We start from the raw sequence: 19,386 nt of genomic DNA, 5'->3' as shown, positions 1-19,386 counted from the left end.
AAGTTGCGGTTGACATCCCATGGCGTCAAGCCTAGATTGACACGCATGAGCGAATCCCCCGAGCACCCCGCCACGTTGTACCGACGCATCGTCGGCGTCGGCGTCGCCGTCGCGACCGTCGTCGTCGGCGGCATCATCGTGCTGCTGGGCATCGGGTTCGGATGGGGCGGCCTCGGCGGCGGTTTCGCCCTCGGCGGCGGCATCGGCCTCGCGCTCGCGGGAACGTACTTCTGGGGGTACGGGAACGGACTTCGACGCCCCGTCTCCCGCGCCACGTGGCTGCCGAGCCGGGACGCCCGGGGATGAGCGGCCTCGCCGACGACGTCGGACGCGCGGTCCTCGCGGCCGCGCGGGTCGACAGCGCGGACTCGCTCGATGTCGACGACCACCTCGCGCTGATCGCCGTCAGCGCCCAGGCCGAGGAGGAGGTGCGCGGCATACTGCAGCGCTCCGTCGCCGCCGCGCGCGCGGGAGGCGCGAGCTGGGCGCTGATCGGAGCGGAACTCGGGATGTCGAGGCAGGCCGCGCAGCAGAGGTTCGGCGCCGTGGTCGCCACCGCGGGGGAGTCCGAGCGCTGGCTCGGGCCCGTCACCGCATTCGACGAGCTGGCCGAGCTCGAGATCGCCGGACGTGCGGGATGGCACACGGTCGAGGCGGGCATGCTGTCGCATCGCATGGTCCGCACGGACACGCAATGGGAGCACCGCCGGATCCTCTGGCGCGGGTCGCTCGCGGCCGAGGAGGCGCAGGGCTGGCAGGTCGGATGCCGCGCCTTCCCGTGGATCTACCTGATCCGCGATCTCGGGACGCCGGCCGAGACGACACCGATCTGATCGGCCGCCCTTCGCGCGCAGGTCGGCCCGCAAGGTGAGCGGGTCGGACGTCAGTCCTGCCGCGCGACGCGCAGGCGGATCACCCGGTAGAGGACGCCCGCGCCGACCACGATCACGCCTCCGACGACGGACTGCCAGGGCAGCGTCGCCGCCAGGACGAGGCATCCGGTGGCGCCGACGATCTGCAGCGCAGCCGGGTACCGTCGCGCGTCGCGCCGCTGACGGAAGGCTGCGACGTTCGCGACGAAGTAGTAGAGCAGCACGCCGAACGAGGAGAAGCCGATCGCCCCGCGCATGTCGACGAGGGCGACCAGTGTCACCGCCACCAGCCCTGCAGCCAGCTCCGCGCGGTGCGGAACGCCCCACCGCGGGTGCACCCGATCGAGGAGGCGAGGCAGATCGCCCTCGCGTGACATCGCGAACGTCGTGCGAGTCACCCCGGCGATGAGCGCGAGCAGCGCGCCGAGCGATGCCGCCGCGGCGCCGACGCGCACGACCACGCCGATCCACGCCCATCCGGATCGCGCGGCGGCGTCGGCCACCGGCTCGGTCGACGCGGCGACCCCGGCGGGACCCAGTGCGCTCAGCACCGTGACGGCTACGACCGCGTACACCGCGAGTGCGACCAGGAACGCGATCACGATCGCGCGCGGGATCACCCGCCGGGGATCGCGCACCTCCTCGCCCATGGTGGCGATGCGTGCGTAGCCGGCGAAGGCGAAGAACAGCAGACCGGCCGATTGCAGGATGCCGTAGCCGCCGCCCTGCATGAGCGTCTCGGCTGAGAACCAACCCGGAGCCGCACTCGTGGAGAAGGCCGCCGTGACGGCGGCGGCCAGCGCACCGAGCGAGATGACGACGATCACGCGCGCGGCGCCGGCCGTGCGGGTCACGCCGAACCAGTTGACCGCGGTCAGGGCGATCACGGCCGCGATCGCGACGGGACGCTCCCATCCGGCAGGCGCGGCGTAGGCGGCGAAGGTCAGGGCCATGGCTGCGCAGCTGGCGATCTTGCCGACCACGAACCCCCATCCTGCGATGAAGCCCCACCACGGGCCCAGCTCGGCGCGGCCATACGCGTACGTCCCGCCGGAGGTGGGGTACGCGGCTGCCAGCTGCGCCGACGAGGTGGCGTTGCAGAAGGCCACGATCGCGGCGATCGCCAGACCGATCAGCAGGCCCGTGCCGGCGGCATCCGCCGCCGGCGCCCACACGGCGAATACGCCGGCCCCGATCATCGAGCCCAGGCCGATGAACACGGCGTCGCCGAGGCCGAGGCGGCGGTGCAGGGAGGAGGATGTCACGCGCGAACTTTAGCGCGCCACGCGAACGGCTGATCCGGGGATGCGCGGGCAGGCTCCGACCCGTCAGGATGAGCGCATGACGCTGCAGATCCACGCCGTACTGGCGCCGATGGGACCCGCCACGGCCATCGAACTGACCGATGCGCAAGTCGCCGAGCTCGGAGGCGGCAAGCGCGCGGCTGTGGTGGTCGGGATCGGGGAGCGCCGCGCCCGCGTGCGGCTCGGCGTGATGGACGGGCGGAACCTCATCGGCCTGTCGAAGGCGGTGCGCGCCGAGCTCGGCGTCGAGATCGGCGACGAGGTCGACGCGACCGTCGACCTCGATACCGCCGATCGCGAGATCCAGGTCCCGGCCGACCTGGCTCAGGCGCTCGACGAGGGCGGTGAGCGCGCCGCGTTCGACGCGCTGTCGTTCAGCCGGCGCAAGGAGCTCGCGCGGGGCGTGTCGGAGGCGAAGCGGCCCGAGACCCGCGAGCGCCGCATCGCCGCGGTGCTGGCGGAAGTCGGCGCGTCCTAGCCCGCGTCGCCCCCGGCGCGTCACCGGGATGACGGCATCCGTTCATCCGGGTGCTGTGGCATGGCGGCATGCCGCGCATGCGTGAGGTCGGCCCCGGTGCCGTCGCCGCCGCATTCGCCGGCGCCGTCCTGGGGGCGGGGCTCGTGCTGCTCGGGGGTCGCACGATGCTGTCACGCCAGGCCGCGGTCGCCCGTCGTCGCATCGGCAAGCCACTGGGGGAGGAGGCGCTCGACGCCGACCGGGTCTGGGGGCGGCGGTTCGACGGCGAGCCCGTCGAGTTCGTCGTGCTCGGCGACTCGATCGCCGCGGGACTGGGCGCCGAGCGCCGCAAGGACACGCTCGGCGGCCGGCTCGCGAAGGGGCTCGCGCGCAAGCTCGGCCGACCGGTGCGGCTGCGGACGGCAGCGGTCGTCGGCGCCGAGTCGTCGGTGCTCGCCGAGCAGGTCGACGGGCTCCCTGCCGACTACACGCCCGACGCGGCGGTCATCGTCGTCGGCGGCAACGACATCACCCACCGCGTCCCCGTGCCCGCCTCGATCGCGCACCTCGAGCAGGCGATCCTGCGCCTGCGCGCGCGGGGCGCCGTGGTCGTGGTCGGGACCTGCCCCGACCTGGGCGCGCTGCGGCCGGTGCCCCAGCCGCTGCGCGCCCTCGGCTCGCGCCTGTCGCGCCAGCTCGCCGACGCCCAGGCGGATGCGGCATCGCGGTGCGGTGCGCGAGCGGTGTCGCTGAGGCGCGCGGTGGGGCCGTTCTTCGTCACCCAGCCCGACGAGATGTTCAGCCTCGACAGGTTCCATCCGAGCGCACTGGGGTACCGGCGCACCGCCGAGGCGCTTCTGCCCGCGGTGCTCGCGGAGCTCGAGTCGGCCGGCGCGCGCCGGGACTGACCTGCCGTCGGCAGTTCGACCGCGCCCCCGCAGGACGTTTCGCGAGCAGCTCTCCCCGCGGAAGCACGGTTGACCTGTGGAGGCGTCGTCGGGGCAGCAGGGTCGCGCGCCGTCGGGTCCCTGCGGGCTTCAGTCAGCACTGGTGGATGTCGCCACTTCAGAGACGCGCGGCTCAGCCGGCGCTGACGGAAGCCGCCCATTCGGCGACGCGAGCCGCGCTCTCCTCTTCGGAGAGGTCCTCGACGCGCGTCATGATCGACCAGCGCACGCCGAAGGGGTCGCGCACGCTCGCATAGCGGTCGCCCGACACGAACGTCGAAGGCTCTTCGCGCACCGTCGCGCCGGCGGCCACCGCGCGGGCGGTGACGGCATCGACATCGGGCACGTAGATGCCGATCGAATAGCAGTCCTCGTCTCCTGCCGGCGGCGCGACCAGCCCGTAGTCGGGGGACGGCTCGCCCAGCTGGAGCAAGCCGAGCCCGAAGTCGAGCCCGGCGTGCACGACGGCGCCGTCGAACTCGGTGACGTCCGTGACACGCGCGCCGAAGACGTCGCGATAGAACTCGATCGCCTGCTTCGCCCCGCGGATCGCGAGGAAGGGAGTGAGGGTGGTCGCCCCGTGCGGGCGCCCGTCGGTGGTGTGGGCTCCGGTCACGCCGGTGGTCTTCTCCGTGGTCATGTCTCCATGCTCACGCGGGGCGGATGCCGCGGGCTTGGAGATTCGCGACACCGTCGGCGGACGGGTGTCGGCGCACCGCACTAGCGTGACCGTGTGACGGATCCGACGCGCGGCGTGCTCTACCCCGAGCGCCTGCCGCGCTTCACACGGCGCGCGCCGCCGGCAGCGGCGTCCGACCTCGTGGAATGGTTCTGGTTCCCCGAGTGGGACCTGCCCGACGGCGTCGAGTCGAGCCAGCCGATCCTCGGATACCCGGCGGCGAATCTCGCCGTTGAGCCGGGCGGCGTCACGCTGTGGGGCGCCACGACACGGACCTCGGAGCGTGTCCTGCGGGGGAGCGGCTGGGCGGTCGGCGCCGTGCTGAAGCCCGCCGCCTTCGCGCGGCTGCACGATGCACCGAGCCAGCTCGTCGATGCTCACGCCGCGCTGGACGAGCCCGAGCTCGAGCGCACCGTGTCGGCGGCCATGCCCGATCTCGGGGCCGCGGCCGCGGTCGTGTCGCGGTGGTTGAGTCAGCGAGTCGGTCCGCTCACGCCCGAGGGGCGGCTTGCGAACGCGATGGCCGACCTCCTGACGTCCGATGCGGAGGTCCTCCGCGTCGACGACGCGGCGGAGCGTCTCAAGGTCTCGGTGCGCACGCTGCAGCGCCTCGCCCACCGCACGGTCGGTCTGTCGCCGGCCGCGATGATCCGGCGCCGGCGGCTGCAGGAGGCGGCGCAGCGCGTGCGCGACGATCCGGATGCCGCTCTGGCCGACATCGCCGCCGAGCTCGGCTACGCCGACCAGGCGCACCTCGCGAACGACTTCCGGGCGGTGCTGGGGTTCACCGCATCGGACTATCGCGCCCGCTGAGACTCGTCCTCGCGCTGCAGGGGGTGCGGCGCGACCTTCGTCGCGGTGACCCGCTTCTTCTCCCGGACGTAGACCTCGCGGCGGACGCGGGCGACGACCTCGCCCGCGGCATCCGTGATGTCGGTCTCGAACCACTCCAGCACCTTGGCACCGCCGTGCGCGCGCTGACGAAGCTCCTCGGCCTTCTCGCGCGGCACCTCGAACTGGGCGGTGAGCACCCCGCGACCGGGCTTCAGGAACTCGATCTCACCGCGGGTGTCCCAGACGACGTAGTCGCGTCCGAGCTGGTGCATCACGAGCATGAAGTAGTACGGGTCGGTCATCGCCGACATCGACCCGCCGAACGCCGTCTTGACGTAGTTGCGGGTGAAGACGTTGACGTGCAGCTCGACGGTGGCGCTCGTCCAGTCGTCCGCGAACCTCCTCACGCGGATGCCGCTGAACAGGTTGGGGATCCACAGGCTCATGCCGAGAGCGAGGCGTCGGGGAGTCACGTGCATGTTTGTCAGGATGACCGACGCGGGGGAGAGCGGAAAAACCGATTGGCGGATCTCCACAAATGGTATCCATGGTTGTTCTAGTGCTATTAGAATTAATGCATGCTCGTCCGTATCGATCCCGAGAGTGATGCCCCGCTGTTCGCGCAGATCGCCGCGTCCGTGCGGGCGGATGCCGCGGCCGGGCGCGTGCGGCCCGGCGACCGGCTCCCTGCGGCGCGCGACATCGCCGCGGCCCTCGGAGTCAACGTGCACACCGTGCTGCACGCCTACCAGGACCTGCGCGACGAAGGTCTCGTCGAACTCCGCCGCGGTCGCGGCGCCGTGGTGACGGCGCAGGCGGCCACGCTCGAGGACCTCCGCCATCACATCCACGACCTCGTCGCGCGGGCGCGCGCGGCGGGGCTCTCACCCGACGCCCTCGCCGCCCTCGTGAAGGAGATCGCCCGTGACCGCTGATGGCACAGCCTCGCCCCGCCCCGCCCTGCGCCGATTCATGCTCGTCGCGGTGTGGCTTCCCGTCGCGCTCGTCGCGCTCGCCGTCGCCCTGCAGCTTCTGCTGCTGCCGCAGGTGCCCGCCGCGATCGCCGTCCACTGGAACGCCTCGGGCGAGGCGGACCGGTTCGCGCCCGCGTGGACGCAGCCGATTGCGACCGTCGCGTTCGGCCTCGGCCTGCCGCTGCTCATCGCCTTCGCCTGTCTTCCCGGTCTCCGCCGGGGCGATCGCGGGGCGACCTACCGGCTGATGGGTGCCACGGCCGCCTCGCTGTCGGCGCTCGTGACCGTGGCGCTGACGTGGACGCTCGCCATGCAGGCCGGGCTCGAGAGCTCCGCGGACGCGCCCACGGTGTGGCCCGCTCTCTTGGCGTCGCTCGTCGCGGCGGCCGTCGTCGGCGTGGCGGCGTGGTTCGTCCAGCCTCGTGAGGAGTCGACGCATGCAGTGACCACGCCGGCGATCGCGCTCGCCCTGTCGGCGCACGAGCGGGTGCTCTGGATGCGGACGACCAGCATCGCCCCGGGCGCCGCGATCGCGATCTTCGCGGGAGTGCTCCTCATCGCCCTGTCGGCCGCGGTGGCGGGCGTCACCGGCGCGGATCCGCTGGTGGTGTGGCTCCTGGCGGGAATCGCGGTGCTGCTCCTGGTGCTCGCGGCCACCACCCTCGCCTTCCACGTCCGCGTCGACGACAGCGGCCTGCACGTCGACTCGGTGCTCGGCGTACCGCGATTCCACGTGCCGCTGGGCGACATCGAATCGGCGGCGCGCGTGGACGTGAATCCGATGGGCGAGTTCGGCGGCTGGGGTCTGCGTTCGTCGACCGGGAGGCGCTTCGGCGTGGTGCTGCGCGCCGGGGAGGCGATCGAAGTGCTCCGCCGCAGCGGCAAGCGGTTCGTGGTCACCGTGGACGACGCGGGGACGGGGGCCGCGCTCCTCGAGGCTCTGGTGGACCGGGCGACCGCGAGGCCTTGACGCCCGGTCCGCGGCCGGATTGGCTGAGCGCATGGTCGAACCCACACCCGACACCTGGCCCACCCCCGAGAAGTGGTCCCGCGTCGACGCGTATCTGACGGAGCTGCTCGTCGGCCACGATCCCGACCTCGAGCGTGCGGTCGCGGATCAGCAGGACGCCGGACTCCCGGCGATCGAGGTCGCACCCGTCAACGGCAAGCTGCTGCACCTCATGGCGCGGATCTCGGGAGCACGTCGGGTGCTCGAGGTGGGCACGCTCGCCGCGTACTCGACGATCTGGCTGGCCCGCGGCATCCCCGGCGACGGGCGCGTCGTGACGATCGAGGCGGAGCCCCGCAACGCGGAGCTGGCGCGCGCGAACCTCGACCGCGCCGGGGTGGGCGAGAAGGTCGAGATCAGACTCGGCCGAGGCGCCGATGTCCTGCCCACCCTTGAAGGAGACGAGCCGTTCGACCTGGTGTTCATCGACGCCGACAAGGAATCCAACACGATCTACCTCGACTGGGCGGCGCGGCTCGGGCGGCCGGGCACCGTCGTGATGGTCGACAACACCGTGCGCGGCGGCGAGGTCGCCAATCCAGCGACCGAGAATCCGCAGATCATCGGCGTGCAGCGCGGTCTCGAGATGCTCGGCCGCGACCCCCGCTTCGACGCGACGGCCATCCAGACGCTCGACGCGAAGGGCTACGACGGCATCGCGATCGCGCTGGTCGTCTGACCGCGGGGGTGACCGACGCCGTGGCCGACCCACGCGCCAGGGGACGCCGTGACCGTCGTCACAACGCGGCGGCGGGTCAGTAGGCTGAGGGGCGGACCGACGACGCTCCAGCGAATCACCCTAAGCAAGGAGAACCCCTGTGGCACAGATCGAGGCTGTAGGCGCCCGCGAGATCCTCGACTCGCGTGGAAACCCGACCGTCGAGGTGGAGGTGCTGCTGGACGACGGCATCGTCCAGCGCGCGGCCGTGCCGTCAGGCGCGTCGACCGGAGCCTTCGAGGCGTACGAGCTGCGTGACGGCGACAAGAGCCGTTACAGCGGCAAGGGCGTTCTGAAGGCCGTCGCCGCCGTCATCGACGAGCTCGGCCCGGCGATCGAAGGCGTCGAGGCGAGCGAGCAGCGCGTCATCGACGAGATCCTCATCGCCACCGACGGCACCGAGAACAAGTCGCGCACCGGCGCCAACGCGATCCTGGGCATCTCGCTCGCCGTCGCCAAGGCCGCCGCCGACTCGGCCGACCTTCCGCTGTTCCGCTACCTCGGCGGACCCAACGCGCACGTCCTGCCCGTGCCGCTGTTCAACGTCATCAACGGCGGCGAGCACGCCGACAACGGCATCGACTTCCAGGAGTTCTTCCTCGCCCCGATCGGCGCCGACACGTACGCAGAGTCGCTCCGCTGGGGCACCGAGGTCTACCACGTCCTCAAGGGCGAGCTGAAGGCTGCCGGCTTCGCTACCGGCCTCGGCGATGAGGGCGGCTTCGCACCCGACCTGCCGAGCAACCGCGAGGGTCTGGACTTCCTGATCCAGGCGATCGAGAAGGCCGGCTTCACCCCCGGCACCGACATCGCCGTCGGCCTCGATGTCGCGGCGACGGAGTTCTTCAAGGACGGCGTCTACACCGTCGAGGGCCAGCCGTGGTCGGCCGAGAAGCTGACCGATTACTTCGCCGACCTCGTCGAGAACTACCCGATCGTCACGATCGAGGACGCCCTCGCCGAGGACGACTGGGATGCGTGGAAGGCCCTCACCGACAAGATCGGCTCGAGGGTACAGCTCGTGGGCGACGACCTGTTCGTCACCAACCCGACGCGCCTGCAGAAGGGCATCGACCTCGGCGTCGCCAACGCTCTGCTGGTCAAGGTCAACCAGATCGGCACCCTGTCCGAGACGCTCGACGCCATCGCGCTGGCCACCCAGAACGGCTACCGTTCGATGCTCTCGCACCGCTCGGGCGAGACCGAGGACACCACGATCGCCGACCTCGCGGTCGCCGTCAACGCGGGTCAGATCAAGACCGGCGCGCCCGCTCGCAGCGAGCGCGTCGCGAAATACAATCAGCTTCTGCGCATCGAAGAGGAGCTCGGTGAGGCCGCGGTGTTCGCGGGCCGCGGAGCGTTCCCTCGGTTCAAGGGCTGATGCGCTGACAGCCTGACGTCGACGAGAGGGGGAGCCGTGGCCAAGACGACGGCTCCCCCTTCCCGTCCCCCCGGTGCGACGGCACCTCGTCGTCGGCCGGTGAGCGCGCGGCGCCCCGTCGACGTGCGGGGCTGGCTCGGCGGCATCCGCCTCTCGGGCTTCATGGTGATCATGATGGGCCTGGTCGTGCTCGCCGCCTTCGTGCTCGTTCCCACCATCGGCACCTACGTCGACCAGCGTCAGCAGGTCGCCGCGCTCGAGGCGGCCGTGCAGCTCAGTCGTGACGAGGTGGCCGACCTCGAGTCCCAGCGCGAGCGCTGGCAGGACCCCGCCTACATCACCACGCAGGCGCGCGAGCGGCTGTACTACGTCAAGCCCGGCGAGGTCGTGTACCTCGTCGACGACGACCTGCCCCCCGAGCTCGCGCCCCAGGAGCAGGAGCCGGTGAGCGACGAGCTCGAGGCCGCCGACGCGGACTGGATGTCGAAGCTCGTGCGCTCGGTGACGGCGGCGGGACTCGCCCAGACCGTCGCGCCGGTCACCGTCGGCGTGCCCGACCCCGACCCCTCGTCCACGCCGACGCCCTGACCGCCCGCGACGGCGACGAGACCGCGGCGGCGTCGCGGTCCAGCACCGTCCCAGGTGGCGCCGGTACCCTGGGCCCGACCAAGGAGCTGCTCTGTGACGACCCCGCCGTACCCCCCTGTCAGCGACGCCGACCTGGCCGTGCTTCGCGAACAGCTCGGTCGCCCGGCTCGCGGAGTCGTCGGGATCGCCGCACGCTGCGTATGCGGCAACCCCACCGTCGTGGCCACGTCGCCGCGGCTTCCCGACGGCTCGCCGTTCCCCACGTTCTACTACCTGACGCACCCGGCTGCGACCGCCGCGATGTCGGTTCTCGAGGCCGACCACGTCATGCGAGAGCTCTCCGACGTGCTGGCCGACGACGAGGAGGTTGCCGCGGCGTACCGGCTCGCGCACGAGGCGTATCTGCGCGACCGCTCCGCGTTCGGCGAGGTCGAGGAGATCGCCGGCATCTCGGCCGGGGGCATGCCGACGCGCGTCAAGTGCCTCCACGCGCTCGCGGGGCACGCCCTCGCCGCCGGTCCCGGGGTCAATCCGATCGGCGACCGCGCGCTCGCGCTCTCGTCGTGGTCGCCCGAGCGCTGCGTGTGCGCGCAGCCGGGATCGGGCGGATGATCCGCCGCGCCCTCGCCGCCGTCGCCTCGGCGGCCGTCGCCGCGACGCTGATCGTGGCAGGCCCCGTGGCAGCCCAAGCGGCGCCCGCCGCGGAAGACCCGGTGCGCGGCGCCGAGTACTGGCTGGACGACTACGGCGTCGAGAAGGCGTGGGAGACCACGCGGGGCGCCGGCGTGAAGATCGCGGTCATCGACACCGGGATCGGCCGGGGACCGGTCGAGTTCGACGGCGCGGTCGCCGGGGGCACGGATGTCTCCGGCGTCGGCTCCTCCGACGGGCGCACGCCCGTGGGTGCGGTCGACGCCGATCACGGCAGCTGGGTCGCGTCGCTCGCGGCCGGCCGGGGCACCGGCCCCGCCACCGGCATGATCGGCGTCGCGCCCGAGGCGCAGCTGCTGTCGGTATCGGTCGCCTTCGGCTCGTCCGCGCAGCGGCCCTTCGCCGACCAGATCGCCGACGCCATCCGCTGGTCTGTCGACAACGGCGCCGACGTCATCAACATGTCGCTCACCACGAACGTGCCGGACTGGCCCGAGAGCTGGGACGACGCCTTCCTCTACGCGTTCGACCACGACGTGGTCATCGTGGTCGCCGCCGGCAACCGGGGAAGCGGCACCACCCGCGTCGGCGCGCCGGCGACCATTCCCGGCGTCCTCACCGTGGGCGGTGTGGACCGCTCCGGGAAGGCGAGTGTGGACGCGTCCACGCAGGGCATCACCATCGGCGTCACCGCGCCCAGCGAGGAGCTCGTCGGCGTGTCTGCCGACTCGACGCTTGTCTCGTGGGACGGCACGAGCGGCGCCGCCCCGATCGTCGCCGGCATCGCAGCACTGGTGCGCGCCGCGCACCCCGATCTCGACGCCGCCAACGTCATCAACCGGATCGTCAAGACCGCTCGCCCCGCAGCGGGTGCGACCGCCGTGCCCGACGTGCTGTACGGCTATGGGCTGGTGGATGCCGCGGCCGCCGTGACGGCGAGTCTGCCGACGGTGACCGCCAACCCGATGGGCAGTCTCGAGGACTGGGTGCGGCTGTATCGCCGGGCGCCCGTCGCGCCCATGCCGGAGGAGCCGGCGCCGAGCGCCGAGGTCCCCGCGCTGCCCGACGCCGACGCCGCGACGCGGGTTTCCTCCCCGCTGCTTCCGGACCGGGACACCGTCGTCTACGGCACCCTTCCGCTCCTCCTGGTCACAGCGACGGCTATACTGGTGGCGCTCGGCGTCACCGCTGCTGTCCGACGCATCCGATTGGCGTCCCGCGCGCCGAGCCGCTGACACAGGAGGAGTACTCCAAACCGTGACCAACACCGTGCCCAAGATCCTCATCGTCGGTGGCGGATACGCAGGCTTCTACACGGCCTGGAAGCTCGAGAAGCATCTGCGCAAGGGCGAGGCGGAAGTGACGATCGTCGATCCGCTGCCCTACATGACCTACCAGCCGTTCCTCCCCGAGGTCGCGGCCGGCTCGATCGAGGCGCGCCACTCCGTCGTGGCCCTGCGCCGCCACCTCAAGCGCACCAACGTCGTGGCCGCCAAGGTGACCGGCATCAACCATGCCGGCAAGGTCGCCACGATCACGCCGATCGCCGGAGAGCCGTACGAGTTCGCGTACGACCAGATCGTCGTCACGGCCGGCGCCGTCTCGCGCACCTTCCCCATCCCGGGGATCGCCGACAACGCGATCGGCCTGAAGACGATCGAAGAGGCCGTCGCGATCCGCGACCGGCTGATGTCGAACTTCGACAAGGCCTCGACGCTTCCCCCCGGTCCCGACCGCGACCGTCTCCTGACCGTCGTGGTGGTCGGTGGCGGGTTCGCCGGCATCGAGGTGTTCGCCGAGCTGCGCTCGCTCGCCTCGTCGCTGGTCAAGAGCTACCCGCAGATCACCTTCGACGACACGCACTTCCACCTCATCGAGGCCATGAGCCGCATCATGCCCGAGGTCTCGCTGAAGACGAGCGAGTGGGTGCTCAAGAACCTCGCCCAGCGCGGCGCATCGGTGCACCTCGACACGCAGGTTACCGGCGCCGTGGGCGGCAACATCGAGCTCTCCACGGGCGAGACCATCCCCAGCGACCTCATCATCTGGACCGCCGGCGTCATGGCGAACCCCACGGTGGTGCGCGGCGGTGACCTCCCCGTCGAGGAGCGCGGTCGCATCCGCACCCGCGCCGACCTGCGCGTGGGCAGCGAGGACGAGATCGTCGAGGGCGCCTGGGCAGCCGGCGACGTGTCGGCTGTGCCCGACCTCACCGGCGGCGGCGTGGGCGGTTACTGCGTCCCCAACGCCCAGCACGCGGTGCGCCAGGCGAAGCTCCTCGCAAAGAACCTCGTGGGCGTGCTCCGCGGCGAGCTGCCGCGCGAGTACTACCACAAGAACCTCGGTGCCGTCGCGGGCCTCGGCCTCTGGGTCGGCGTGTTCCAGTCCGGCAAGCTCGCACTCAAGGGACCCATCGCGTGGCTCGCGCACCGCGGTTACCACGGCCTGGCGATGCCGTCGTGGGAGCGCAAGTGGCGCGTGCTGTGGGGCTGGTGGAACAACTTCTGGCTCGGCCGCGACATGGTGAACCTGTCGACGGTGCAGAACCCGCGTTACGTCTTCGAAGAGTTCGCAGCGCGCCCGCGCCCGCCGCAGCCCGTCGAGGCGCCGGTCGAGGCCCCCGCTGCGGTTGCGCCGGCCAAGAAGGCCCCCGCGCGCAAGCCCGCCGCGAAGGCCGCCGACGCCGAGAAGGTCGCCGCGAAGTAGGTCCGCAGAATGCCGCAGGCTCGTCTGAGAAGATGAGCCTGCGGCATTCGCATTCCCGCGGAACGTGGCGGGCCCCCGTAGCCCAACGGCAGAGGCAGGCGACTTAAAATCGCTCGAGTGTGGGTTCGAATCCCACCGGGGGCACCGGCTGCATGCCCTCGCGCCGTCCGAGAAGACGCGTTAGCCTGGGCAAAAGCGGCGGAGGGTCCCCGACATGGGCGAGAACAGCACGGACGGCCTGAGCGCGGGCACTCAGAGCGCGCGCGTGCAGAACGAGCCGAAGAGCGGCTGGTGGTGGAAGCTGACCGCGCTGCTGCTCGGCGCCCCGCCGATCGCGGTGTACGGCGCCGAGGATGAGGTCGAACAGGAGCGCGCCGAGAGGGCGAAGGACTGACCTCATCCGTCGGTTGTCGCGCGCCCGCGAACGCTGAGGCGATCCGGTCATTGCAGGCATCCGCGGCGCCTTAGGCTGGTGCGATGCGCACGCACCCGAAGCGAGCCGTATGAGTCTCGATCTGCTGTCCACACGCACGGCGACGAAGCCCTGGGCCGACCCCGCGTCCTACTGGGGTGCCATGAGCCATGCCCTCGCCGAGGTCAGCGGCCCCGTCGCCGCCATTCATGCCGAGGCCCTGCGCTACAACGCCCTCGATCTGGTCGTGCGGGCAGGGGGCGTCCCCATCCGCGTGGCCAGCAAGTCGGTGCGGGTGCGCGAGGTGCTCGACGCCGTGCTGGCTCTGCCGGGCTACGCGGGGGTACTCGCCTTCACGCTGCCCGAGGCGCTGTGGCTCGCTGAGACCATGGACGACATCGTCCTCGGATACCCGACGGTCGACCGCGCGGCGATCGCGGCCCTCGCCGCGGACGAGACCGCCGCCGCACGCGTCACCCTGATGGTCGACGACCTCGCTCAGCTCGACCTGGTCGACGCCATCGCCGCGCCCGGCGCGCGGCCCGAGATCCGGGTCGCCATCGACGCCGACGCCTCATGGCGTGCGCCCGCGCTCGGTCACATCGGCGTGCTGCGCTCGCCCGTGCACGAGGCGGCTGAGGTGGCTGCGCTGGCGCGTTCGATCGCCGCGCGCCCGGGCTTCCGGCTCGTCGGCCTGATGATGTACGAGGCCCAGATCGCCGGTCAGGGCGACGCGACGGGGTCGGGGGATGCCGTCATCCGATGGATGCAGCGCCGCTCGGCCGCTGAGCTGCTCGACCGCCGCGCCGCCATCGTCGCCGCTCTGCGCGACATCGCACCCCTCGAGTTCGTCAACGGCGGAGGGACGGGGTCGCTCGAGCTGACGGCATCCGATCAGTCCGTGACCGAGGTCACCGCCGGGAGCGGACTGCTCGCCGGCCACCTGTTCGACGGCTACCGCGCCTTCGACCCGGCGCCGGCGGCGGCCTTCGGGCTGGAGGTCGTGCGCAAGCCCGCCTCCGATGTGGCCACGGTGCTCGGCGGAGGATGGATCGCGTCGGGGCCCGCTCTCGAGTCGCGCCAGCCGCGTGCCGTGTGGCCGGCGGACCTGCGCATGGCGCCCCGCGAGGGCGCCGGCGAGGTGCAGACGCCGTTGCGTGGAGACGCCGCACGCGAGCTGCGGATCGGCGACCGCGTCTGGTTCCGCCACTCCAAGAGCGGAGAGCTCGCCGAGCGCGTCGCCGCGTACCACCTGGTCGACGGCGACCAGCGCGTCGGGGAGCTGCCGACGTACCGCGGCGAGGGGAAGGCGTTCCTATGACCCGCCCCGGCGGCGTCTGGCGCAACTGGGCGCGGACGGAGTCGGTGCGACCGCAGCGCCTGGAGTTCCCCCCGACGGTCGCGGCCGTGCAGCGAGCGGTCGTCGCCGCGGCGGCCCAGCACATCCCCGTCAAGGCGGTGGGCGCGGGGCACAGCTTCACCGGCATCGCCGTGGCACCGGGTGCGCTCCTCGAGCTCCGTGATCTCAGCGGCCTCGTGTCCGTCGATGCCGATCGCGGCCGGGTGACCCTGCTCGCCGGCACGCGCCTGCACCGGATCCCCGCGCTCCTGGCCCCCTTCGGCCTCGCGATGGAGAATCTCGGCGACATCGACCGCCAGTCGATCGCGGGAGCGATCTCCACCGGCACGCACGGTACGGGCGCTCGCTTCGGCGGCATCGCGGCGCAGGTTGTCGGCGCGACGCTGGTCACGGCCTCCGGCGAGCTGCTGACCGTGAACGAGGACGAGAACCCCGAGCTGGTCCCCGCCGTCGCTCTCGGTCTCGGCGCGCTCGGCATCCTCGTCGATGTCACGCTGCAATGCGTCCCGGCCTACGTGCTGCATGCGGTGGAGCAGCCTGAGCCGCTCGACGACGTGCTGACGATGCTCGACGACCGCGTCGCGGCCGCCGACCACTTCGAGTTCTACTGGTTCCCGCACACCGATCGCGCGATGACGAAGACCAACACGCGTCTGCCCGACGGCGCACCGCGGCACCCGCTCTCGCCCGTGGGCAAGTGGATCGACGACACGCTCGTCGGAAGCGGCCTGCACCAGGTGGCGTGCTCGACGGGCCGGGCGATCCCCGCACTCGTGCCCACCATCAATCGCGTCTCGGCGAAGGTGTGGGGCGACAGGGAGTTCACGGATGCCTCCGCCCGCGTGTTCGCGACCAGCAGGTCGGTGCGGTTCCGCGAGATGGAGTACGCCCTGCCGGCGGCGAACGTGCGCCCGGCCTTCGAGGCGCTCCGGACGCTGGTCGATGACCGGGGATGGCGCATCGGCTTCCCGGTGGAAGTCCGCTTCGCCGCGGCGGACGACCGCTGGATGTCGACGGCCCACGGTCGCGCCTCGGGTTACATCGCGGTGCACAGGTACTGGCGCGAGGACCCGACGGAGTACTTCGAGGCGGTCGAGGAGATCATGCTCGGCTTCGACGGGCGACCGCACTGGGGCAAGATGCACACACTCGGCGCGGAGACGTTCCGCGAGCGGTATCCGCGCTTCGACGACTTCGTCGCCCTCCGTGATCGCCTCGACCCCGGGCGGCTGTTCCGAAACCCCTATCTGGATCGCGTCCTCGGTGGGTAACGGCTGAGAGTACAGGGATCGGCCTCATGCCGCGAGGGCCCGCGTCGGTAGGATGAGGTCACTACGGAACGGAGCCTCGGCACATGGAATGGCTGATCCCAGTCCTTATCGTGGTGGCGCTCGCCGTCATCGTCGGCATCTATCTCTGGGCGACATACAACTCGCTCGTCCAGTTGAACGTGCGCGTCGATGAGGCGTGGAGCGACATCACGGTCCAGCTCAAGCGTCGAGCGGACCTGCTGCCGAACCTCATCGAGGCCGTCAAGGGATACGCCACGCACGAGAAGGCCGTCTTCGAGCGCGTGACACAGGCGCGCGCCGACACTCTGTCGGCGACCGGACCCGCCGAGGCGGGCGCCGCAGAAGGACGCATGCAGCAGGCGCTGAAGTCCCTGTTCGCCGTCGCGGAGGCGTATCCGCAGCTGCAGGCGAGCCAGAACTTCCTCCAGCTGCAGCAGTCCATCGTTGACACCGAGGACAAGATCCAGGCCTCGCGCCGCTTCTACAACGGCGGCGTTCGAGAGCTGAACACCAAGATCAAGGTGTTCCCGAACAACATGTTCGCCCGCAACCTGGGCTTCCACGAGCGCGAGTTCTTCGAGGTGATCGACGGCGCGGCGATCTCCGAGCCGCCGCGCGTGCAGTTCTGACGTGACTCGGAGCGAGCGAGGGCCGGCGGGCGTTTCGAGGTCTTCCCGAACGCACCGGATGTCCCCGCCCGGCGGTAGCGTCGGGGCGTGACTCTCCGGCTGACGCGTGAGGAGGCGCGCCGCATCGCGGTGCGCGGGCAGCTCCTGACGGCTGAGCGGCCGGCCGGCATCGTTGAGACCATCGACGCGCTCACCATCGTGAACATCGAGCCGACGGCGGCGATCGCGCCCAGCGCCGACCTGATCCTGTGGAGTCGACTCGGCTGGCCGTACCAGCCGGCGGACTTGGCACGCCTGGTCGAAGAGGACCGCGCCGTGTTCGAGTGGGGCGGCTTCTACCGGGCGATGACCGACCTTCCGCTGCTGCTGCCCGAGATGCGGCACCGGCCGCACTCGGCGCAGGCGCGGGAGTGGCTGGCCGCCAACGACGTGTTCCGGCGTGAGGTCCTGACCCGGCTGCGCGCCGAGGGGCCGCTGCGGGCCGCCGACATCCCCGACGCGGCCCAGGTCTCGTGGCGCTCGTCGGGGTGGACGAACAACCGCAACTCGATGCAGCTCCTCGAGATCCTCGTGATGTGCGGCGACGTGGCCATCTCGTCGAGGGATGCCGCCGGCCGGCTGTTCGATGTCGCCGACAGGGTCTACCCGGCCGACGTGGTGGCGCTCACCGACGAGGAGGCTGCCCGCGAGCGCGCGGAGCGCCGCCTCACCTCGCTCGGCATCGCGCGCGCGAAGGGCATCGCGCAGCCGCTGGAGCCGGTGGACGTCGGCGAGATCGGTGAAGAGGCCGTGGTCGACGGGACGGACGGCGTGTGGCGCGTCGACCCCGACGCCCTCGACGGACTCGCCGGCTTCGCGCCGCGCACCGCGCTGCTGTCGCCCTTCGACCGGCTGGTGTTCGACCGCCGCCGGCTGGAGGAGATCTTCGGGTACGAGTACCTGCTCGAGATGTACAAGCCCGCGGCCAAGCGCCGGTGGGGCTACTTCGCACTGCCGATCCTGCACGGCGACCGGTTCGTCGGCAAGCTCGACGCCAAGAGCGATCGAAAGGCCGGCGTGCTGCGGGTGCACGCGGTGCACGAGGACGAGCCCTTCACCGACGAGATCCGGCAGGCGGTGGATGCCGAGATCCAGGATCTCGCCCGATGGCTCGGGCTCGACGTGCTGGGTTCCCCCGCCGCCTGAGACCGAAGGCCGGCACGCGGCAGCTGCGCTCGGCTTCCTGCCGCTGCTTCGTCAGCTCGCGAGCTCCTCGACGGCCTCGGCACCGGGTTCCGCCTCCGCGGACTCGTCGGCACCGGGCTCCTCTGGTGAGAGAGCGACGGCCTCGGCGGGGCCTGCATCATGCCGCGCGGCCTCGGGCATCACGCGTGCGAGGTCGTCCACGGCGTCGCCCCAGCGCGAGATCGAGACGGACTCCAGCCCCTGCCACGCCGCCGCCAGACGAAGCTCCTCCGCGAGCCGGGGTGCGGCATCCGCGGGGCGTCCCTGCTCCCACCAGGCCGCCTGGACGCGCAGCGTCGAAGCGGCACGATCGGCTTTGAGGTCGACGCGGCCGACGACGTCGTCGTCGATGAGCACCGGAAGCGAGTAGTAGCCGAACCGGCGCTGGGGTGCCGGCGTGTAGATCTCGATGCGGTACTCGAAGTCGAAGAGCCGCTCGGCGCGGTCCCGGAACCACACCACGGGGTCGAACGGCGTGAGGATCGCGGTGGCGTCGATGCGCCGCGGAACGACCGCCTCCCGGTGCAGCCACGCCTTGGCCGGCCGCCTCCCCGTGGTCCATCCCTCGACGGTGACGGGGTGCAGCTCACCGGCATCGGTGAGATCGTCCAGCGCCGCCGTGATGGCCTTACGGTCGGCGATCCGCCAGTAGTCCGCGATGTCGGCGGCGGTCGCCACACCATGGGCCTGTGCCGCGCGCCGCACGAGCTCGTGCACGGCGTCGTCGCGCGGGACGGGGGCATCGAGCACCTCGTGCGGGATCACGTGCTCCGCCAGCCCGTAGCGACGCTCGAACCCGCGGCGGCCGGCGATCGCGACCTCTCCGAACAGCCAGAGATGCTCGAGCGCCTGCTTCACCACATCCCAGTCCCACCACGGGCCGCGAGCGCCCTTCTTGGCGTCGTGCTCGATCTGCGCCGGACGCAGCGGACCGCGGTCGGCGAGCTCGGCGCGCACCCAGTCGAGGATCTCGCGATGGGTGTCGGACCAGCTGCCCGCACCGCCGTACTTGGCGCGCATCGCCTGCATGCGGAAGTCGAACAGTCCCCAGTCGGCGGCGGGGATGAAGGAGGCCATGTGCGCCCAGTATTCGACGTACGGCGAGCGCCGAGCGAACAGCAGTCGGTCGAGGGCGGCGGTGTCGTACGCGCCGAGGCGCGAGAACAGCGGCATGTAGTGCGACCGGGCGAAGACGTTGACGGAGTCGATCTGCAGCGTCGCCATGCGCGCCAGCGCGCCGTTCAGCTGCCGCGTCGCTGCGGCCGAGGGGCGAGGACGCGCGAACCCCTGTGCGGCGAGCGCCACGCGCCGCGCTTCTGCGGCACTGAGTGAGGACTTCACCCGCGTCA

The 19,386-nt window shown here is 71.7% G+C and carries 22 protein-coding genes and 1 tRNA gene; 19 read left to right on the top strand and 4 right to left on the bottom strand.

Annotated elements, in window-relative coordinates:
- Positions 1–45 precede the first annotated feature (45 nt).
- Positions 46–306 (top strand): hypothetical protein, encoded by a 261-nt coding sequence (locus Q9R08_RS18195; protein WP_308869588.1) that lies wholly within the window; start codon positions 46–48, stop codon positions 304–306.
- Positions 303–833 carry a hypothetical protein gene (locus Q9R08_RS18190; protein ID WP_308869587.1) on the top strand — a complete coding sequence of 177 codons (531 nt, stop codon included), beginning with the start codon at positions 303–305 and terminating at the stop codon, positions 831–833. The genes Q9R08_RS18195 and Q9R08_RS18190 overlap by 4 nt, the downstream gene beginning before the upstream one ends.
- Before the next feature lie 50 nt (positions 834–883).
- Here the strand turns inward: Q9R08_RS18190 and Q9R08_RS18185 are convergent, their stop codons facing one another.
- The gene (locus Q9R08_RS18185; RefSeq protein ID WP_308869586.1) at positions 884–2,137 is read right to left on the bottom strand and encodes an APC family permease; all 1,254 of its coding nucleotides are present in this window, start codon (positions 2,135–2,137) and stop codon (positions 884–886) included.
- A 76-nt stretch (positions 2,138–2,213) separates the two neighbouring features.
- On the opposite strand from Q9R08_RS18185, the gene Q9R08_RS18180 reads away from it, so the two are divergent.
- Together Q9R08_RS18180 and Q9R08_RS18175 are read left to right on the top strand one after the other, a co-directional pair.
- Positions 2,214–2,654 carry a YdeI/OmpD-associated family protein gene (locus tag Q9R08_RS18180; protein ID WP_308869585.1) on the top strand — a complete coding sequence of 147 codons (441 nt, stop codon included), beginning with the start codon at positions 2,214–2,216 and terminating at the stop codon, positions 2,652–2,654.
- A 68-nt stretch (positions 2,655–2,722) separates the two neighbouring features.
- On the top strand, positions 2,723–3,541 hold the full coding sequence (locus Q9R08_RS18175) for an SGNH/GDSL hydrolase family protein (RefSeq protein WP_308869584.1): 819 nt from the start codon (positions 2,723–2,725) through the stop codon (positions 3,539–3,541).
- A gap of 172 nt (positions 3,542–3,713) precedes the next feature.
- Here the strand turns inward: Q9R08_RS18175 and Q9R08_RS18170 are convergent, their stop codons facing one another.
- Positions 3,714–4,220 carry a VOC family protein gene (locus tag Q9R08_RS18170; protein WP_308869582.1) on the bottom strand — a complete coding sequence of 169 codons (507 nt, stop codon included), beginning with the start codon at positions 4,218–4,220 and terminating at the stop codon, positions 3,714–3,716.
- Between the two features lie 93 nt (positions 4,221–4,313).
- On the opposite strand from Q9R08_RS18170, the gene Q9R08_RS18165 reads away from it, so the two are divergent.
- Positions 4,314–5,072: a helix-turn-helix domain-containing protein gene (locus Q9R08_RS18165; RefSeq protein WP_308869581.1), complete on the top strand. Its 759-nt coding sequence runs from the start codon at positions 4,314–4,316 to the stop codon at positions 5,070–5,072.
- Here Q9R08_RS18165 and Q9R08_RS18160 read toward each other — a convergent pair.
- Positions 5,057–5,572: a PaaI family thioesterase gene (locus Q9R08_RS18160; protein WP_308869580.1), complete on the bottom strand. Its 516-nt coding sequence runs from the start codon at positions 5,570–5,572 to the stop codon at positions 5,057–5,059. The two genes, Q9R08_RS18165 and Q9R08_RS18160, sit on opposite strands and share 16 nt — an antisense overlap.
- 99 nt (positions 5,573–5,671) lie before the next feature.
- Here Q9R08_RS18160 and Q9R08_RS18155 point away from each other — a divergent pair, with 99 nt between their 5' ends.
- The 14 genes from Q9R08_RS18155 to Q9R08_RS18090 all read left to right on the top strand — a co-directional run bounded on the left by Q9R08_RS18155 (position 5,672) and on the right by Q9R08_RS18090 (position 17,998).
- Positions 5,672–6,028, top strand: coding sequence for a GntR family transcriptional regulator (locus Q9R08_RS18155; protein WP_308869579.1), 357 nt, complete (start codon positions 5,672–5,674; stop codon positions 6,026–6,028).
- The gene (locus Q9R08_RS18150; protein ID WP_308869578.1) at positions 6,018–7,037 is read left to right on the top strand and encodes a DUF1648 domain-containing protein; all 1,020 of its coding nucleotides are present in this window, start codon (positions 6,018–6,020) and stop codon (positions 7,035–7,037) included. Before Q9R08_RS18155 ends, Q9R08_RS18150 begins: the two co-directional genes overlap by 11 nt.
- Before the next feature lie 31 nt (positions 7,038–7,068).
- Positions 7,069–7,755, top strand: coding sequence for an O-methyltransferase (locus Q9R08_RS18145; RefSeq protein ID WP_308869577.1), 687 nt, complete (start codon positions 7,069–7,071; stop codon positions 7,753–7,755).
- 139 nt (positions 7,756–7,894) lie between these two features.
- Entirely contained in the window at positions 7,895–9,175 is a 1,281-nt protein-coding gene (gene eno / locus Q9R08_RS18140) for a phosphopyruvate hydratase (protein WP_308869575.1), read from the top strand.
- Between the two features lie 99 nt (positions 9,176–9,274).
- On the top strand, positions 9,275–9,763 hold the full coding sequence (locus Q9R08_RS18135) for an FtsB family cell division protein (RefSeq protein WP_308869574.1): 489 nt from the start codon (positions 9,275–9,277) through the stop codon (positions 9,761–9,763).
- A 93-nt stretch (positions 9,764–9,856) separates the two neighbouring features.
- Positions 9,857–10,375: a DUF501 domain-containing protein gene (locus tag Q9R08_RS18130; protein WP_308869573.1), complete on the top strand. Its 519-nt coding sequence runs from the start codon at positions 9,857–9,859 to the stop codon at positions 10,373–10,375.
- Complete coding sequence (locus tag Q9R08_RS18125; RefSeq protein WP_308869572.1) at positions 10,372–11,649, top strand: S8 family serine peptidase; 1,278 nt, start codon at positions 10,372–10,374, stop codon at positions 11,647–11,649. Before Q9R08_RS18130 ends, Q9R08_RS18125 begins: the two co-directional genes overlap by 4 nt.
- Positions 11,650–11,683: 34 nt before the next feature.
- Entirely contained in the window at positions 11,684–13,120 is a 1,437-nt protein-coding gene (locus Q9R08_RS18120; RefSeq protein ID WP_308869712.1) for an NAD(P)/FAD-dependent oxidoreductase, read from the top strand.
- A 71-nt stretch (positions 13,121–13,191) separates the two neighbouring features.
- Positions 13,192–13,264 (top strand) — tRNA-Leu (locus Q9R08_RS18115).
- Between the two features lie 70 nt (positions 13,265–13,334).
- Positions 13,335–13,514, top strand: a complete 180-nt coding sequence (locus Q9R08_RS18110) for a hypothetical protein (RefSeq protein WP_308869570.1) — start codon at positions 13,335–13,337, stop codon at positions 13,512–13,514.
- A 109-nt stretch (positions 13,515–13,623) separates the two neighbouring features.
- The gene (locus Q9R08_RS18105; RefSeq protein ID WP_308869569.1) at positions 13,624–14,853 is read left to right on the top strand and encodes an alanine racemase; all 1,230 of its coding nucleotides are present in this window, start codon (positions 13,624–13,626) and stop codon (positions 14,851–14,853) included.
- Positions 14,850–16,163 (top strand): D-arabinono-1,4-lactone oxidase, encoded by a 1,314-nt coding sequence (locus Q9R08_RS18100; RefSeq protein WP_308869568.1) that lies wholly within the window; start codon positions 14,850–14,852, stop codon positions 16,161–16,163. Before Q9R08_RS18105 ends, Q9R08_RS18100 begins: the two co-directional genes overlap by 4 nt.
- 83 nt (positions 16,164–16,246) lie before the next feature.
- The gene (locus Q9R08_RS18095) at positions 16,247–16,813 is read left to right on the top strand and encodes a LemA family protein (protein WP_308869567.1); all 567 of its coding nucleotides are present in this window, start codon (positions 16,247–16,249) and stop codon (positions 16,811–16,813) included.
- Between the two features lie 87 nt (positions 16,814–16,900).
- Positions 16,901–17,998 (top strand): DNA glycosylase AlkZ-like family protein, encoded by a 1,098-nt coding sequence (locus Q9R08_RS18090; protein WP_308869566.1) that lies wholly within the window; start codon positions 16,901–16,903, stop codon positions 17,996–17,998.
- Between the two features lie 51 nt (positions 17,999–18,049).
- Here Q9R08_RS18090 and Q9R08_RS18085 read toward each other — a convergent pair whose 3' ends face one another.
- A complete protein-coding gene (locus tag Q9R08_RS18085; RefSeq protein ID WP_308869565.1) occupies positions 18,050–19,378 on the bottom strand; it encodes a winged helix-turn-helix domain-containing protein in 1,329 nt (442 codons plus the stop codon).
- Between the last annotated feature and the right edge of the window lie 8 nt (positions 19,379–19,386).

It is taken from the genome of Microbacterium psychrotolerans, assembly GCF_031085295.1.
Taxonomy (GTDB): domain Bacteria; phylum Actinomycetota; class Actinomycetes; order Actinomycetales; family Microbacteriaceae; genus Microbacterium; species Microbacterium psychrotolerans.
This window is presented reverse-complemented; position numbering and strand designations above follow the sequence as displayed.